This is a genomic window from Variovorax dokdonensis (assembly GCF_030316895.1).
Lineage (GTDB): Bacteria > Pseudomonadota > Gammaproteobacteria > Burkholderiales > Burkholderiaceae_C > Variovorax > Variovorax dokdonensis.
Map to the genome: position 1 here is coordinate 499,965 of NZ_JASZYV010000001.1, position 16,754 is coordinate 516,718.

A 16,754-nucleotide genomic window follows, 5' to 3' on the forward strand; every position below is an offset into this window, starting at 1 on the left:
CTGAAGATGAAACCACTGAACAAGACACTCTCGCGCCTGGCGGCAGGCCTGGCATTGGGCCTGGCCGCCTCGATCGCGCTGGCCGCATATCCGGACCGGCCGGTGAAGCTGGTCGTGCCCTTCGCGGCCGGCGGCAGCACCGACCTCGTCGCCCGCGAAGTGGCCGTCGAGATGGGCAACGCCCTGGGCCAACCCATCGTCGTGGAAAACCGTGCGGGTGCTGGCAGCCTGATCGGCTCCGAGGTCGTGGCAAAGGCCGCGCCCGATGGCTACACCCTGCTGATGGCGGGGCTGACCAACATCTTCCTGCCCTATGTCCACAAGGGCTTGAGCTGGAACCCCGTGGACGACTTCACCCCGGTGGGGCTGGTGGCCGACCTGCCGAACGTGATCGCCGTGAATGCCAAGACGCCCTACCAGAAGCTTCCTGACCTGATCGCCGCCGACAAGGCCAAGCCGGGCCAGCTGTCCTTCGGATCGGCAGGCGTCGCGACGCCGTCGCACCTGGTGTGCGAGATGGTCAACGAGCAGGCGGGCATCAAGCTGCAGCACGTGCCCTACAAGGGCAACGCTCCGGCGGTGAACGATGTCATCGCAGGGCACATCCCGGTGATGTGCAACAACCTCGGCGGCACGCTGCCCTACATGAGCAGCGGCCAGATCCGCATCCTGGCGCAGACCGGCCTGACGCGATCCCCAGCGGTGCCGGATGTGCCGACCTTCGCGGAACTCGGCCTCAAGGGCCTGGACAGCGGCCTGTGGATGGGCATCGTGGCTCCCAAGGCGACGCCCGACGATGTGATGAGCGCATTGCGCGCTGCCTTGACCAAGGCGATGAAGTCGTCGGCGCTGAAGGACAAGCTCGCCAAGCTGGGCGCCTCGCCGCAGGATCCGTCGCCGGCGGCCTATGCCAAGCGCGTCGCTGCCGATCGCCAGGCTTGGGACCCGGTGCTCAAGCGCGTGGACCTCAAGAGCAATTGATGAACGCCACGACAGCCCAGGCACCCCTGCACGGGGTGCGTATTCTCGACATGGCGACCGTGCTGGCGGCGCCGTTTTCGGCCACGCTGTGCGGCGACATGGGTGCCGAGGTGGTCAAGCTGGAACTGCCGGGCGGGGGTGACCCCTTGCGCGGACTGACGCCGGTCCATGAGGGCCACCCGCTGTTCTGGAAGACGGCCAACCGCGGCAAGAAGGGCATTTCGCTGGACGTGCGCAAGCCCGAGGGCCGCGCACTGTTCCTCAAGCTGATCGCCGGCTTCGATGTGCTGGTGGAGAACTTCCGCACCGGCACGCTCGACGGCTGGGGCCTGGACATCGCCACATTGCACGAAGCCAATCCGCGCCTGATCGTGCTGCGCCTGACGGGCTTCGGCCAGACGGGGCCGTATGCGCGGCGCCCCGGCTTCGCGCGCATCTTCGAGGCGATGAGCGGCTTCACGCACCTGACCGGCGAGGCGAGCGGCCCGCCGCAGCACATGAACTATCCGCTGGGCGACGTGGTCGCCGGGCTGTTCGGCGCGTTCGCCATCGCGACCGCGCTGGCCGAGCGCAACGCCTTGCCCCACGATCGTCAAAAGGGGGTGGAGATCGACCTGTCGGCCACGGAGGCGATGTCGCGACTGCTCGATCCGCTGGCCGCCGAACACCGCATCGGCGGCGTGGTGCGCGAACGCACCGGCTCTCGCGCGACCTACACGGCGCCGTCCAACGTGTTTCGCTCGGCAGACGGCGTGTGGATCACCCTGGTCGGCACCGGCGCACCGATCTTCGCGCGCATCTGCCGTGCGATCGGCCGCGAAGACCTTCTTACCGACCCCCGCTTCTCGGACAACGCTGCGCGCCTGGCCCATCTGGAAGCGCTGGATCGGATCATTGCCGACTGGTGTGTCTCGATGCCTTTCGCCGAGTTGGCTCAGCGCCTGGACCGCGAGGAGGTTCCCTACAGCAAGGTGTATTCGATCGTCGACCTGCAGGCCGATCCGCACATGCAGGCGCGCGGCGCCTTCATCGACCTGCCCGACGAGCAGTTCGGCAACGTGCCGGCACCTGCGCCCGTGCCCCGCTTCGTGGGACGCGAAGGCGTTCGTCCTGCCGGCACCGGCCCGCGCACCGGGCAGCACAACGAAGAGGTGTACCGCGCGCTGGGCCTGGACGAGGCTCAGCTGTCGACGCTTGCGCAAGCGCGGGTGATCTGAGAGGACCCGCCGCCACGCCGACGACGGACGCCGCTCAGCCGCGCGGCGGCTGCGGCCAGGGCGCCTGCTCGCCGCGCACCTGTTCGTAGGCGCGCGACACCTTCAGCACGCCCAGATCGTCGAAGCGCTTGCCCGCGATCTGAAGGCCGATGGGCAGGCCGCCCTTGTCGTAGCCGCAGTTGATGGACGCAGCAGGCTGCTCCGACATGTTGAACGGCACGGTAAAGCCGATGTGCTCCAGCGGCCGCAGCGGGTCGTTGGTGGGCGAAGGCCAGTCCGCGGGCGCCGGCATGTTCGGCGACACCGGCGAGAGCACATAGTCGAACCGGGCGCAGGCCGACACGGCGGCGACGCGCGTCGCATGGAACTGGCTGAAGCCGCGGAACACATGCTCGCCGCTGAACTCCGCTGCGCTCTCGGCCCACTGGCGGATGTAGGGCAGCACCTTGGCGCGCTGCTCGGGCCGCAAGGCGCGCATGTCGATCAGCGAACGCATGCGCCAGAAGTGGTCCATGCCGTCGAGCATGGCCTGCGACATGAAGGGCAGCATCGGCTCGACGATGGCGCCGGCCTCTTCGAGCTGGCGGGCGGCGCGCTCGACGGCGGCACGCACCACGGGCTCGACGGCCAGGCCGCAGCCGGCATCGAGCAGAAGCCCAAAGCGCACGCCGCGCAGATGTTCGGGGCCGACGCTGGCGACGCTGGCCCAGTCGATGTCCTGCGCGGGCAGGCTCATGCTGTCCCGTGCATCGGGCCGCGACAACACCTGCATGGCCAACGCCGAATCGGCGACGGTGCGCGTCATCGGGCCGGCGGCGCGCCCCATGTAGGGCGGGTCGATCGGAATGCGGCCCAGGCTGGGCTTGAGCGTGAACACGCCGCACCAGCTGGCAGGCAGGCGCAACGAGCCGCCGATGTCCGTGCCCAGGTGCAGCGGGCCGTAGCCTGCCGCCGTTGCAGCGCCCGCACCGGCGCTCGAACCGCCGGGCGTCCGCGTCAAGTCCCAGGGATTGCGGGCCAGCTTGTGAAAGCTCGACAACCCGGACGACAACATGCCGTAGTCCGGCATGGTGGTCTTGCACAACACGACCGCGCCGCTTTCCTTCACGCGCGCCGCTGGCGGCGCATCGGCCGCGGCCGGCTGCAGGTCGACCGCCGCCGTGCCCGCAGGCAGCGGGTCGCCCCGCGTCGCGATGTTCTCCTTGATGGACAAGGGCACGCCATCGAGCGGCCCGAGCGGCTCGCCGCGCTGCCAGCGGGCCTCGGCATCGCGTGCCTGCGCCAGCGCCTGCTCGGGCCGCAGCAGCCAGGTGGCCTGCAGTTGGGGTTCCCATTGCTCGATGTGGTCGAGCACGGCCTGGGTCACTTCGACCGGCGACAGCCGGCGCTGGCCATAGGCCGCGACCAGCTCGGTTGCACTCAATTCATGCACGTCGCGCTCACCAGCTCATCGAGGACAGGTCGTTGCAGAAGATCGGCATCGCGGTCCACAGGCCCTTGACGCCCTTCTTGGCCACGGTCGGGAACTGCGGCTGGTAGAGGAAGGCGTTGACCGAGTCGGTGGCGATCATGCGCTGCGCGTCGCCCAGCAGCTTGTTGCGCTCGGCCTCGTTGGCGGTGGTCATGATCTTGTCGTACAGGTCGCGGAAGGCCTTGCTGTCGTAGCCCCAGTAGTAGTCGGGCTTGGTGTAGTTGTCGAGGTCGAAGGGCTCGACGTGCGAGACGATGGTCAGGTCGTAGTTGTGCGCGCCGCCATAGGTGCCGCTCAGCCACTGCGCCCACTCGACGTTCTGCAGCTTCACCACGATGCCCACCTTGGCGAGCATGGCTGCAATCACTTCGCCACCCTGGCGCGCATAGGGCGGGGGCGGCAGCGTCATGGTCAGCTCCAGCGGCGTCTTCACGCCGGCCTCGGCAAGGAGCTTCTTGGCCTTTTCGGGGTCGAAGGGGTTGATGCCGGTGGTGTCCACATAGCCGGCCGCATCTGGCACGTAGTGGCTGCCGATGGGAACGCCGAAGCCATCGGCTGCCCCGGCAATCACGGCCTTGCGGTCGATGGCTGCCGCAATCGCGCGGCGCACGCGCACGTCGTCCAGCGGCTTCTTCCTGTTGTTGATGGACATGATGGTCTTGGCGCGCGAGCCGCCCAGGATCACCTGGTAGCGCGGGTTGTTCTGGAACTGCGGTACTGCACGCGTGGTGAAGCGCGGGAAGGCGTCGACGTCGCCGGCCAGCAGCGCGGACGCCTGCGCGGCCGAGTCGGAGATGAAGCGGAAGGTGACCCGCTTGAGCTTGATCGACGACGGATTGCGAAACCCGTCCCAGGCCGTGAGCACGAGCGAGGAGCCCTTGACCCAGTTCTGCAGCTTGTAGGGGCCGGTGCCCACCGGTTGCGTGGCGTTGGTGTCGACGCTCTTGGGCTCGACGATCACGGCGGTGGGTTGGCCCAGCAGGAAGGGCAGATTGGGGTCGATCTCCTTGTTGATCAGCACGACCGTGTAGTCGTCGGCGACCTGCGTGCTCAGCTTGGCGTAGGTGCGCTTGTCCTTGTTGGTGCTCTTCTCGCCGCCAGCGCGGTCGAACGAGAACTTGACCGCCTGGGCGTTGAACGGCTCGCCGTTCTGGAATTTGACGCCGCGGCGCAGCTTGAAGGTGTAGGTCTTCAGGTCTGGCGAGACTTCCCAGCTTTCGGCCAGGAGCGGCGTGACCTTGCCGTCGGCATGGATCTTGGTCAGCGTCTCCAGCACGTTGTAGAGCACGACCTCGCCGATTGCGGCTGCTGCGTTGGCGGTCGGGTCCAGCCCTGGCGGCTCCAGCGTCATGCCCAGCACCATCGAGCTCTTGTCGGATTGCGCGAAGGCCGGGACGGCCGTCAGGGGCAAGGCGCCGATGGCGGCGGAAGCAAGGAGGGTACGGCGTTTCAACATGTCATGGACTCCAGAATCGTCGAGTGGGGTTGGGCGAAAGTTACAACATCTTGCGAACCGACGGAGGTTCGGCGCGCGGCACGGCCGCCAGCAAGGCCTGCGTGTACGGGTGCTCCGCATGGGCGAACAGGTCGCCGGGCGCGCCTCGCTCGACCACCAGGCCCCGATGCAGCACGCACACGTCGTCGCACAGGTGGTTGACCACGGCCAGGTCGTGGCTGATGAGCAAGTAGCTGATGCCGAACTGCTGCTGCAGGTCCTGCATCAGGTTGAGCACCTGGGCCTGCACCGAGACGTCGAGCGCGCTCACGGGCTCGTCGGCCACGATCAGGCTGGGCCTGGTGATGAGCGCTCGGGCAATGGCAATGCGCTGGCGCTGCCCGCCCGAGAACTCATGCGGGTACTTGTGCAGGTCGCTGCTGCGCAGGCCCACGGCGGCCAACGATTCGGCGGCGCGTTCGCGCTGCTGCGCGCGCGTGCTCTGCGACAGCGCCGCCAGAGGTTCTGCAACGATGCGCTCCACGGTCTGGCGCGGGTCGAGCGAGCCGTACGGGTCCTGGAACACCATCTGGATGTCGCGCCGTGCCGCTTGCAGCTGATCGCGCGGCAAGCGGTGCAGGTCCCGCCCCATCAGTCGGACGCTGCCGGAGGTGGGCCGATCCAGCGCCATGACCAGTCGTGCGATGGTGGACTTTCCGGAGCCGGATTCGCCCACGATGCCGAGGCTGCGTCCGGCTTCGAGCGAAAAGCTCACGCCATTGAGCGCCTGTACCTTCGGTGCGGGCGCGAACAGGCTTTCGCGCGGCAGCGTGTAGTGGCGCACCAGGTCCTGCACTTCGAGCAGCGGCACATGTGGCTGCGCGCTGCTCATCGGACGACCTCGGCGCCAGTGTGTGTCGATGCTTGCGCGGCTTCCACGGCATCGAGCCGGATGCATCGCACCGCATGGTCCACGCCCACCATTTCGGCCGGCGGGCGGACGGCGTGGCACGCGTCGATGGTGAAGGCGCAGCGCCCCGCAAAGGGGCAGCCGGCGGGAAGATCCACCAGCTCGGGCACGCTGCCGGGGATGGTCGCAAGACGAAGGCCGCGCGGCGCGCCCAGCGCGGGCCGTGCGGCAAACAGCCCTTGCGTGTACGGATGCGCACGGCGTGCAAACACATCGCCCGTCGCGCCGCTTTCGACGATGCTGCCGCCATACATCACGAGCATGCGCGAAACGGTCTGCGCGATCACGCCCAGGTCGTGCGAGATGAGGATCAGCGACATGCCGCGTTCGGCCACGAGGTCGCGGATCAGGTCGAGCACCTGCTTCTGGATCGTCACATCCAGCGCCGTGGTGGGCTCGTCGGCGATCAGCAGGTCGGGGCCGCAGGCCAAGGCCATCGCGATGCCGATGCGCTGGCGCTGCCCGCCGGAAAACTGGTGCGGATAGGCGTCGAGGCGCGATGCTGCATCCGGGATGCCGACGCGCTCGAGCAGCCGCAGTGCCTCCTGGCGCGCGGCCTGGGCCGAAAGCCCGCGATGCAGACGCAAGGGCTCGCCCACTTGGCGTGCGATCGTGTGCACCGGGTTCAGCGCCGTCATCGGCTCCTGGAAGATCATGCCGATCCGGTCGCCTCGGATCTTGCACATTTCGCGCTCGGGCAAGCCCACCAGTTCGCGGCCGTCGAACCGAATGCTTCCGCTCACCTTGGCACTGGACGGCAACAGGCCCATCAGCGATTGCACCGTGATCGACTTGCCGCAGCCGGATTCGCCCACGATGCCCAGCGTCTCGCCGCGTTCGAGCGTGAAGCCGATGCCGCGCACCGCTTCGGCCGGGCCGCGTGGTGTTCGCAGGGCAACGTGAAGATCGTCGACTTCGAGCAAAGGCATGCGGTGGAGGTGGTGTCCGGAAGAGATCAGCGTTCCCTGGCCAGGCGTGGGTCGAGCAGGTCGCGCAAGCCGTCGCCAAGGAGATTCAGACCCAGCACGGCGAGGCCGATCGCCACGCCAGGAAAGACGGCAAGAAGAGGCGCCTGCCACATCATCGTCTGTGCCTCGGCGAGCATGCGACCCCAGGAGGGCTGCGGAGGCTGCGTGCCCAGGCCCAGGTACGACAACGCGGCTTCCGCCAGGATGGCGATCGCGAAGCGGATGGTGCTTTGCACGATCAGCACGGCCGAGATGTTGGGCAGCACGTGCTGCATGGTGATGGCGAAGGCACCCTTGCCGCAGGCGCGCGCCGCGGCGACGTACTCGCGGGCCCAGACCGCGTTTGCCGATGCCCGCGTGATGCGCGCAAAGGTGGGGATGTTGTAGATGCCGATCGCGATGATCGCGTTGACGATGCCGGGCCCGAACACCGCGGTCATCATGATCGCCGACAGAATGGCTGGGAACGCCAGGGAGAAATCGGTCAGGCGCATGATGCCTTCCTCGACCCAGCCTCGCCGGGCCGATGCCAGCAGCCCGAGCGCTGTGCCGACGACCAGCCCGATCCCGACGGCAATGACGCCCACCAGGATCGAAGCGCGTGCGCCCACCAGCAGCAGCGAAACCACATCGCGCCCGTACACGTCGGTGCCGAGCCAATGCGAAGCACTGGGCGGCTGCAACTTGGAGGCGATGTCCATCTCGTAGGGCGACCAGGGTGTCCACACATAGGACAACGCGCCAGCCAGAATCAGCAGCAGCGTGAGCACGCCGCCGATCACGAAACTGCGATGGCGCAGGGCACGCCGCCAGAAGCCAGGCGCGGCCATGAGCGGCGCGGCCTGCGAGCCGTTAGGCAACACGCTGCTCATAGATCGCTGGCTTTCAGACGAGGATCGATCGCCGCATAGAGCACATCGACGATGAAGTTCACGATGACCACCATCGCCGCCAGCAGCATCACGCAGTTGCGCACCACGATCAGGTCGCGGTTGGAAATCGATTGGAAGATGAGCTTGCCCAGGCCGGGCAGCGAGAACACGTTCTCGACCACGATGGTGCCGGCCAGCAGCTCGGAAAACTGCAAGCCCATCACCGTGACCACCGGGATCATGGCGTTGCGCAGCACATGGCCCCACAGCACGGCGCGTTGGGACACGCCCTTGGCACGGGCGGTGCGGACAAAGTCTTCGCGCATCACTTCGAGCACGGCCGAACGCGTGATGCGCGCCAGGATCGCCGCCTGCACCACAGCCAGTGACAGCGCGGGCAGCAGCAGCGCCTTGATCCCGGCGCCCACACCTTCACCCCACCCGTCGAAGCCGCCTGCGGAGAACCATTGCAGCTTCACCGAGAACAGCAGGATCAGCAGGATCGCGAACCAGAAATTGGGAATCGCGACGCCCACCTGCGCCAGGCCCATGAGTCCGACATCACCCAGCTTGTTGTGACGCGCCGCCGCCGTGACGCCCACGATCAGCGCCAGCACCGTGGTCAGGCCCATCGCCATCACGGCCAGAGGAATGGTCAGCGACAGGCGTTCGAGCACCAATTCGGAAACGGGCGAGCCATACGCATAGCTGTTGCCCAGGTCTCCGGTCAGGAGACCAGCGACCCAGTGCCAATAGCGTGTCCAGGCGGGCTGGTCCAACCCAAGCTTCGTCGCCAGTGCGGCGACGGCATCTGGGGAAGCATCGGCCCCCATGAGCATCTGCGCGGCGTTGCCGGGCAGGATCTCAAGCACCAGGAAGACGATGACCGATGTGGCAATGAGCGTGGCAACCAGCGTGAGGATGCGCTTGAACAGGAACAGACTCATAGGGCGGGGCGCAGCATAACCGAGGCGTGCAACAAGCATGCCCGGGGATTGCACCCGGTGGGGCGGGCCTTTCGGTTGCCCCTCGTACACGCCACCGCTCGGGCGGGGATAATCGCGAGATGGCCCTCATGATCACCGACGAGTGCATCAACTGCGACGTGTGCGAACCCGAGTGCCCCAACGATGCAATTTCGATGGGCGAGTCGATCTACGAGATCGACCCGCACAAGTGCACCGAATGCGTGGGCCACTTCGACGAGCCGCAGTGCGTGCAGATCTGCCCCGTTGCCTGCATTCCGGTCAATCCGCAGCACGTCGAGACGCGCGAGACCCTGTGGCAGAAGTTCGATCGCCTGACCGGCAGCCGGGCAGACGCCGGCGCTGCGACGTCATTGCCGTCCCAGGGCTGATCGGCGTTGCCCGACGATCAATCTTCCGTCTTCGCCTTGGACTTTTTCTTGCTGGACTTGCCGGACTTGCTTTCGGCCGTCTCGGCCGTTGCAACGAAGTCTTCAGTGCCGGGCCGGCTGCGCGCCTTGCCTGACTTTTTCATGGGCGCGGCACCCAGCGTCTTGAGTTCGTGCTTATGGCTTGAAGGTGGCTTCGGCGCCTCGCCGATGATCGTCGCGCCCCGGCCAACTGTTGCGGCTTCCAGGCGCAGACGCTCGCGCTCCATGCGTTGCGCCGCTGCCTCGTTCTTGCGTGTGGCCTCGTCGGCCTCGCGCTTTTGCTCGGCGCTGGGCGCCGTTCCGCTGGGGTCGATGCGGACAGCGTCCGGACACGGTATGTCGGAATAACTGTTGCCGCAGCGCCAGATGGCAGCTTGAGCGATGGGGCTGGCAATGCAGATCAATGTGGCGATGGCCGGCGCGAATGCTCGCGCTGGCCAGCCGCGAGACGGCTGGTCCATGAAGTTCCTCCCTTTGTTTTCTTGTGCATGCGGGCAGCCGAGCGGTGCCGCGCATGTCCCCTATTGTGGGGTGGTCGGCGCGTCGTCTGGAGCAGGCTTTCTCGGAGGCTTGGGCCGCGGCGGCTTGCTGGTGTGAATTTGCACGGTGGCCTTGTCCATTTCGCCGTCGACGAGCAGAGGCACGGCGCGTAGCGAGCGGTCGATGGCTTCGTCGATGGCCTCGCGGTGTTCGCGCAGCGGTTTCTTCAGCACCCAACTCACCACTTCCGACTTGGCGCCGGGGTGGCCGATGCCCAGGCGCAGGCGCCAGTAGTCGCCCGTGCCCAGTTGAGCGTGGATATCGCGCAAACCGTTGTGGCCCGCGTGGCTGCCGCCGAACTTGAGCTTGGCCTGCCCGGGCACGATGTCGAGTTCGTCATGCACGACCAGGATTTCCTCGGGCGCGATCTTGAAGAAGCGCGCCAATGCCGACACGGACTTGCCCGACAGGTTCATGAATGTCTGGGGCTCCAGCAGCCAGACGGTTTCGCCGCCGATCTGAGTACGCGCCACCAGGCCGTGGTAGCTGCGATCCGGTACCAGCGACGTCTTGCAGTCGCGCGCCAGCGCGTCAATCCACCAGAAGCCCGCGTTGTGGCGCGTGGCTTCGTATTCCGGGCCCGGATTGCCCAGTCCGACGAACAGCTTGATCATGGTTGCGGATTATCTCGCCCGCTCCAATGAAAACGGCCCGCCGAGGCGGGCCGTTTGCAGGCAGGCGCAGTGAAGAGAATTACTTCTTGCCCTTGGCCGGCTTCGCGTCGGCAGCGGCAGCGGGGGCGGCTTCGGCCGGAGCGGCTTCTTCCTCGATGCGCGGTGCGACGGCGGAGACAACCACAGGGTTGACCTTGCCGTGGCTCACGTACTTCGCGCCCTTGGGCAGCTTCAGGTCGTTCACGTGGATGGTGGCACCGTTCGTCAGCGTGGACAGGTCGACCTCGATGAACTCGGGCAGGTCAGCCGGCAGCACGTTCAGTTCGATTTCGGTCATCACGTGGTTGACCAGGTTGTGGTGCAGCTTGACGGCCTCGGACTCTTCCTCGCCCTTGAAGTGCACCGGCACCTTGGCCGTGATGCGGGTGCGTGCGTCGACACGCTGGAAGTCCACGTGCTGGACCATCTGCTTGAAGGGGTGGTATTGCACGTCACGCAGCAGAACCTTGCTGACGGCGCCGGCCACTTCCATCTCGAGGATGGAGGAGTGGAACGCTTCCTTCTTCAGGGCGTGCCAGAGGGCGTTGTGATCGATCTCGATCAGTTGCGGCTGGCCTTCGCCACCGTAGACGATGCCGGGCGTCTTGCCCGAGGTGCGCAGACGGCGGCTCGCACCCGTACCCTGCTTGGCGCGCTCAAAAGCGACGAATTTCATGACTGACTCCTAAAGACGCCGACCGCGACCAGTGCGACGTCGACTACAAAAAGGGCCTGCACGACGGCAAGCCCGCGGTTTGGAGCTGGCTCTCTTGCTTAGAAGAGGTTGTCCTGCTCCGAGAAAAGGCTCATGACCGACTCACCCTTGGCGATGCGCTGGATCGTCTCGGCGATCAGCGGCGCCACGGACAGCTGGCGGATCTTGCCGCAGGCGGTGGCGCCTTCGGACAGCGGAATGGTGTTCGTCACCACCACTTCGTCGAGGGCCGACTGGGTGATGCGCTCGATGGCCGGGCCGGAGAAGATGGGGTGCGTGCAATACGCATAGACCTTCTTGGCGCCGCGCTCCTTGAGCACCTCGGCGGCTTTCACCAGCGTGCCTGCGGTGTCGATCATGTCGTCCATGATCACGCAGTTGCGGCCGTCGATCTCGCCGATGACGTTCATCACTTCGCTCACGTTCGCCTTGGGGCGACGCTTGTCGATGATGGCCAGGTCGGTGTTGAGCTGCTTGGCCAGGGCCCGGGCACGCACCACGCCGCCCACATCGGGCGAAACGACGATCAGGTCTTCGTAGTTCTTGGCGCGCAGGTCGCCCAGCAGCACCGGCGACGCATAGATGTTGTCGACCGGAATGTCGAAGAAGCCCTGGATCTGATCGGCGTGCAGGTCCATGGTCAGGACCCGGCTCACGCCCACCGTCTGCAACAGGTTGGCCACGACCTTGGCCGAGATCGGCACGCGCGAACTGCGCGGACGGCGGTCTTGGCGGGCATAGCCGAAATAGGGAATGACAGCGCTGATTCGTTCGGCCGAAGCGCGCTTGAGCGCGTCGACCATGATAAGCAGTTCCATCAGGTTTTCGTTGGTCGGGGCGCAGGTGGACTGCACCACGAACACGTCGCGCGCTCGCACGTTCTGGTTGATCTCGACGGTCACTTCGCCGTCGGAGAAGCGACCAACACGCGCGGCGCCTACCGTGGTGCCCAGATTCTGGGCAATGTCAGAGGCAAGGCCTGGATTGGCGTTGCCGGTAAAAACCATGAAATCAGGATGCGAAGCCTGCATTGCGAGTTCCGGCGTTGCGAAGATGGGGCCTGGTGGCCCCAGGGGGCCGCACTTGCGTCGAGACTAGTTTATCTGGCAGGGGAGGAAGGACTCGAACCCTCGAATGCCGGAATCAAAATCCGGTGCCTTAACCAACTTGGCGACTCCCCTACACGGGACGTCGATACCGCTCGAAGAGCGAAATCGCCGACCTATGAATTGTCGCTGTCTGCCCACCCGGCCAGGGGATGAACCGACATGTTCCTGCACTGGCGGACTGCCCAGCCTTTCGGCGCATCGGACAGGTCTGCTTCCTGCAGATTTGCTGCCCGCGCGCTTGGCACCAAGGGTGCAAAGACTGCGCTGCCTGAACCAGTCATCCGGGCCTTGAGACCTTTGGCGCCCAGCCAATCGATGGCTTGGGAAACCTCGGGGCAGAGCCTTTGGGCAACCGGCTGCAAGTCGTTTCTCCCAAAATCGAACAGTTCATGTTCGTCTTGTTTGCAACATGCAGCAAAGCCAGAGATTGTAGCACGTGTTGTGTTCCTCTCAAGGTCGTCCGCAACAAAAATTGATCTTGTGTCGATGCCTTGATTGGGGCGAACCACCACGACCTGGGTCTGCGGCAATTGAACGGGCGTGATTTTCTCACCGATTCCTTCCACCCATGCGTTTTGGCCGTGCAGGAAGAAGGGCACGTCGGCTCCGAGCGTCAGGCCAATGGCTTCCAGGCGGGACAGGGGCAAGTTCAAGTCCCACAGCCGGTTGAGCGCCAGCAGGCAGGTGGCCGCGTCGGAAGAGCCTCCGCCCATTCCGGCCTGAGCCGGGATGCGCTTGGCGATCGCGATGTGCGCCCCGGCATCGGTCGGCGCCAGAGGCTGCAGCGCACGCGCGGCGCGCAGCACCAAGTCGTCAGCAGGCAGGGGTGCTTCGAGGTCCTCGCGCGACAAGATGCCGTCGCTGCGCCTTTCGATGTGAAGCGTGTCGCACCAGTCAATCAGCATGAAGACAGACTGCAGCAGGTGATAGCCGTCCGCGCGTCGCCCGGTCACGTGCAGAAAGAGGTTGAGCTTGGCCGGCGCGGGCAAGTCGTACAAGGCCTTCATGGGCGCGGGAAGCTCAAGGAGTGTCGAAGATCACGCGCAGTTCCGCGCGAGGCAGCGGCGAATCGCGCCAGGCGTTGATGCGCCCCGCGTCGACCTGGCTCAGGTCCGCGCGCCATCCGGGCACGGACTTGTCCTGGCCGGCCAGCCAGCTGAACAGGGCATCCAGTGGAATGTCGGCGCCGGTGGCGGCGCGTATGAGTTCGCCGGCAGTATCGAATCGATAAGTGCGGCTGCCGTTGTCGAGGACGGCTTCGGCGGGTGACCAGCGTGCCAGGCCCAACGTGCTGCCGATCGGGCTGGTCAGGCGCAACTCGCCGGTGTCCGCCGTGCCGCGCAGATCGAACAGCGCGGAAAAATTCTGTGGCGAATCCCCGTCGACGCGCAGTGCCATGCGGCCGCTCCAATGCCCGCCGGCTCCCGCGCGTGCCGACGAAACCGGTGTTGCGCAGCCCGAGAGCAATGCGCCAGCCGGCACGACAAGGGCGCCCAGGGCCCCAAGAGCGAGCCTTCGCCGATGGGCGCTCGTCACGGCTTGATGCGCAGCCGCTTGAGAGTCTGCTGCAGGGTGTCGTTATCGCTGTCGGCCGCCAGGCCTTCCTTCCACACCTGCACGGCGCGATCGCGCTGTCCGGTGGTCCAGAGCACTTCGCCCAGGTGAGCGGCGATCTCGGGATCGGGACGCTTCTTGTAGGCGGCCTCGAGGATGCGCGTTGCCTCGGCGTGGTTGCCAAGTCGGAATTCGACCCAGCCCAGGCTGTCGGCAATGAATGGGTCTTCCGGGGCCAGCAAGACTGCCTTGCGGATCAGCGTGCGCGCTTCTTCCAGGCGAACCCCGCGATCGGCCAACGAGTAGCCGAGGGCGTTGTAGGCATTCTGGTTGTCGGGCGCGATCACCATCAGTTGGCGCAGCAGGCGCTCCATGTCGTCGAGGCGATTGAGCTTCTCGGCCATCATGGCCTGGTCGTAGATCAGGTCGCCGTCGGTCGGCGATGCGGCGCTGGCCTTGGCCAACAGGTCATAGGCTTCCTGGTAACGCTTGGCGTCGCGCAGCAACTGCACTTCGGCTTGTAGTTTCTGGCGGCGCTGGTCGGCCGTGTCGTCCGGCAATTGCCGGATGAGCGCGCGGGCCTGGTCGATCTTGCCCTGGCGTGCCAGCAGAGCCGCCCGTCGCAGTTGCGTGGCGGTTTCGTCATCCGGACTGTCGACCTTGTCGAGCCACGATGCAGCGGCCGCGTAGTCCTTGCGGCGTTCCGCCAATTGAGCGAGCACGAAATAGGCTTGGGCTTCGCCACGGGCCCTGGGGGCCGCCTCGGGCATCTTCTCGGACAAGGACAGATAGCGCTTGACGGAGGCCTCGGACGCCTGGTCCTTCCGGGCTTGCGCCTGGAGCGTGCCGAGCAGCAACCAGGCCTCGGCCTGATCGGGACGCTCCTGAGTCAGGCTCTGCAACTGCTGGCTGGCTTCGTCGTACCGGCCGCCCTGGGCCAGCGTGCGGGCATAGGCGCCACGCACGTTGGTGCTGGCATCCTTGCTGCTCAAGTACTGCTGGAGGAGGGCGTCGGCTTGCGGCTGATCGCCCTCGCTGCTCAGTTCGAGGGCCAGCATCGCCGGCCCTTCTGCCTTTGGATCGGCCTGATAGCCCTTGCGCGCAGCGTCGAGCGCGCCGGCTTCGTCGCCCGCAGCCAGTCGGACCCGGCCGATCGCGGCCCAGGCGGCACCGGATGTCGCAGGATCTTTGACCTGGTCGGCCAAACCTTGCTCCAGCATGGCGGCCGCCAATTTCTTGTCGCTCGCACGAGCGAATGTGCTGGCCGTGATGTTCATCAGCGCCGGCCGCTCGGGCAAAGGTGTGGAGGCCAACTCGGCCTTCAGCAGATCGGGCGTTTCGCTCAGCCGCCCCAGGGCGATCAGGATCTGCAGTTCAAGCCGTCGGGCATCGTGCGACTCGGGCAGGGTTGTTTTCCAGATGCGCGCCGCTTCAAGCGCGGCTTCGCCGGAGCGCGCTTGCAACGCCACTTCGGCGGCACGCTGAAAAAGGCTCGGGTCACGCGTGCGGCGGGCCGCACTGAGCAGCATGTTGAAGCCCGCGCCCGGATCGCCGGAGCGCAGCGAAAGCTCGCCTACCAGTACTTCATAGAAAGTCTGCGCCGTCATGGCCGAAGGCTGGGCGACGTCCTTGACCGGCGATGGCTTGCCGGCAGCGCTTTCGGCGGCGCTCGCGGTGCGGGCGGCAGCCGTTGCAGCCGCCGGAGGTGTCGCGGGCGGGGTGGAGGAGGAGGGTGGCGGCGCGTACTGGGCACACGCGCTCAGCGAGAGCAACGCGACCGCCGCAAGGCGGAATCGGCGGGGCGAAAGAGTCATCGAACCATAATAATCCAAGCCTATTTACCGACGATGTTGGCGGTATTGCCAAACGCCTGAATCGCGCGCGCGATCGGCACCCAACTGTCTGCCATCCAATGCCCGAGTTACCAGAAGTCGAAGTCACGCGCAGGGGTTTTTCCGACCGCATTGCAGGGGCGCAGGTGCATGCGGTGCGCCTGGGCAAGCCGCTGCGCTGGCCGCTGGGCATCGCGGTGGACGCGTTGGAAGGGCGCTGGGTTCGGGCCGTTCGCAGGCGCGGTAAATACCTGCTCGTCGACCTCGATCCGACCGGCATCTTGCTGATCCACCTGGGCATGTCGGGCAGCCTTCGCTTCGCCCCCACCCTGCCGGAGCCCGGCGCGCACGACCATTTCGACCTTGTGACCAGCCAGGGCATCCTGCGCCTGAACGATCCGCGGCGATTCGGCGCTGTCGTGTACGCCGATGCCGAAGGCGCCCCGCAGGCGGTCAAGTTGCTGGGCGGTCTGGGCGTGGAGCCGCTGGGTGACGATTTCCTGCTGGATGCCTTTCATGCCGGGCTGCGCCGCCGAAGGGCGCCGATCAAGCAGGTGCTGCTGGCGGGCGACGTGGTGGTGGGCGTCGGCAACATCTATGCATCGGAGGCCTTGTTTTCGGCCGGCATCCGCCCGACGTTGACGTCGACGCGGTTGAGCCGACCACGGGCGGCGCGCCTGCGTGACGCGGTGCGCGACATCCTCGCGCGCGCCGTGGAGCGGGGCGGCAGCACCCTGCGTGACTTTTCCAATGTCGACGGAGCGAGCGGATACTTTCAACTCGAAGCGATGGTGTACGGTCGCGCTGGCCAGCCCTGCCGTGTCTGCGGCACTGCGATTCGACAGATGCGTCAAGGACAGCGATCGACCTTCTACTGCCCGAAGTGCCAGAAGACCTAGAGCGCCGATCGCCGGCGGTCTCTTTTCTGGCTCAGCAGGGAAAAGAGGGCGCGATAGCAACGCAAGTCCCGCCTTGTCGACGGTTTGCGGTATCGCCTCCAGACACCGAGTGCTATATTTTGTAAGTCGCCATTTACATATC

17 protein-coding genes and 1 tRNA gene are annotated in these 16,754 nt (G+C 66.2%); 4 read left to right on the forward strand and 14 right to left on the reverse strand.

What is annotated here, in order from left to right:
* The first annotated feature begins 6 nt into the window (after positions 1–6).
* Together QTH91_RS02275 and QTH91_RS02280 are read left to right on the forward strand one after the other, a co-directional pair.
* Positions 7–981 carry a Bug family tripartite tricarboxylate transporter substrate binding protein gene (locus QTH91_RS02275; RefSeq protein WP_286658415.1) on the forward strand — a complete coding sequence of 325 codons (975 nt, stop codon included), beginning with the start codon at positions 7–9 and terminating at the stop codon, positions 979–981.
* A complete protein-coding gene (locus tag QTH91_RS02280; RefSeq protein WP_286658416.1) occupies positions 981–2,198 on the forward strand; it encodes a CaiB/BaiF CoA transferase family protein in 1,218 nt (405 codons plus the stop codon). Before QTH91_RS02275 ends, QTH91_RS02280 begins: the two co-directional genes overlap by 1 nt.
* A 34-nt stretch (positions 2,199–2,232) precedes the next feature.
* Here the strand turns inward: QTH91_RS02280 and QTH91_RS02285 are convergent, their stop codons facing one another.
* The 6 genes from QTH91_RS02285 to QTH91_RS02310 are packed head-to-tail and all read right to left on the reverse strand — an operon-like array spanning position 2,233 to position 8,861.
* On the reverse strand, positions 2,233–3,630 hold the full coding sequence (locus QTH91_RS02285; RefSeq protein WP_286658417.1) for an amidase: 1,398 nt from the start codon (positions 3,628–3,630) through the stop codon (positions 2,233–2,235).
* 7 nt (positions 3,631–3,637) lie between these two features.
* Entirely contained in the window at positions 3,638–5,125 is a 1,488-nt protein-coding gene (locus QTH91_RS02290) for an ABC transporter substrate-binding protein (protein WP_286658418.1), read from the reverse strand.
* 40 nt (positions 5,126–5,165) lie between these two features.
* A complete protein-coding gene (locus QTH91_RS02295) occupies positions 5,166–5,996 on the reverse strand; it encodes an ATP-binding cassette domain-containing protein (protein WP_286658419.1) in 831 nt (276 codons plus the stop codon).
* Positions 5,993–7,003, reverse strand: a complete 1,011-nt coding sequence (locus QTH91_RS02300; RefSeq protein ID WP_286658420.1) for an ABC transporter ATP-binding protein — start codon at positions 7,001–7,003, stop codon at positions 5,993–5,995. The genes QTH91_RS02295 and QTH91_RS02300 overlap by 4 nt, the downstream gene beginning before the upstream one ends.
* 26 nt (positions 7,004–7,029) lie before the next feature.
* Entirely contained in the window at positions 7,030–7,914 is an 885-nt protein-coding gene (locus QTH91_RS02305) for an ABC transporter permease (RefSeq protein WP_286658421.1), read from the reverse strand.
* On the reverse strand, positions 7,911–8,861 hold the full coding sequence (locus QTH91_RS02310; protein ID WP_286658422.1) for an ABC transporter permease: 951 nt from the start codon (positions 8,859–8,861) through the stop codon (positions 7,911–7,913). The genes QTH91_RS02305 and QTH91_RS02310 overlap by 4 nt, the downstream gene beginning before the upstream one ends.
* Positions 8,862–8,980: 119 nt before the next feature.
* Here QTH91_RS02310 and QTH91_RS02315 point away from each other — a divergent pair, with 119 nt between their 5' ends.
* Positions 8,981–9,271 carry a YfhL family 4Fe-4S dicluster ferredoxin gene (locus tag QTH91_RS02315; protein WP_286658423.1) on the forward strand — a complete coding sequence of 97 codons (291 nt, stop codon included), beginning with the start codon at positions 8,981–8,983 and terminating at the stop codon, positions 9,269–9,271.
* Between the two features lie 17 nt (positions 9,272–9,288).
* Here QTH91_RS02315 and QTH91_RS02320 read toward each other — a convergent pair whose 3' ends face one another.
* The 8 genes from QTH91_RS02320 to QTH91_RS02355 form a co-directional block, all read right to left on the reverse strand.
* Positions 9,289–9,771, reverse strand: a complete 483-nt coding sequence (locus QTH91_RS02320) for a hypothetical protein (RefSeq protein WP_286658424.1) — start codon at positions 9,769–9,771, stop codon at positions 9,289–9,291.
* A gap of 60 nt (positions 9,772–9,831) precedes the next feature.
* Entirely contained in the window at positions 9,832–10,464 is a 633-nt protein-coding gene (gene pth, locus QTH91_RS02325; protein ID WP_286658425.1) for an aminoacyl-tRNA hydrolase, read from the reverse strand.
* 79 nt (positions 10,465–10,543) lie between these two features.
* Entirely contained in the window at positions 10,544–11,179 is a 636-nt protein-coding gene (locus QTH91_RS02330; protein WP_286658426.1) for a 50S ribosomal protein L25/general stress protein Ctc, read from the reverse strand.
* A gap of 98 nt (positions 11,180–11,277) precedes the next feature.
* Complete coding sequence (locus QTH91_RS02335) at positions 11,278–12,249, reverse strand: ribose-phosphate pyrophosphokinase (RefSeq protein WP_286658427.1); 972 nt, start codon at positions 12,247–12,249, stop codon at positions 11,278–11,280.
* A gap of 73 nt (positions 12,250–12,322) precedes the next feature.
* Positions 12,323–12,399, reverse strand: a tRNA-Gln gene (locus tag QTH91_RS02340).
* 41 nt (positions 12,400–12,440) lie between these two features.
* Complete coding sequence (gene ispE / locus QTH91_RS02345; protein WP_286658428.1) at positions 12,441–13,334, reverse strand: 4-(cytidine 5'-diphospho)-2-C-methyl-D-erythritol kinase; 894 nt, start codon at positions 13,332–13,334, stop codon at positions 12,441–12,443.
* 13 nt (positions 13,335–13,347) lie between these two features.
* Entirely contained in the window at positions 13,348–13,725 is a 378-nt protein-coding gene (locus QTH91_RS02350) for a lipoprotein insertase outer membrane protein LolB (RefSeq protein WP_286658429.1), read from the reverse strand.
* 134 nt (positions 13,726–13,859) lie between these two features.
* Positions 13,860–15,695, reverse strand: a complete 1,836-nt coding sequence (locus QTH91_RS02355) for a tetratricopeptide repeat protein (RefSeq protein ID WP_286658430.1) — start codon at positions 15,693–15,695, stop codon at positions 13,860–13,862.
* Positions 15,696–15,793: 98 nt separating this feature from the next.
* On the opposite strand from QTH91_RS02355, the gene mutM reads away from it, so the two are divergent.
* Positions 15,794–16,612 (forward strand): bifunctional DNA-formamidopyrimidine glycosylase/DNA-(apurinic or apyrimidinic site) lyase, encoded by an 819-nt coding sequence (gene mutM, locus QTH91_RS02360; RefSeq protein ID WP_286658431.1) that lies wholly within the window; start codon positions 15,794–15,796, stop codon positions 16,610–16,612.
* The last annotated feature ends 142 nt before the right edge of the window (positions 16,613–16,754 follow it).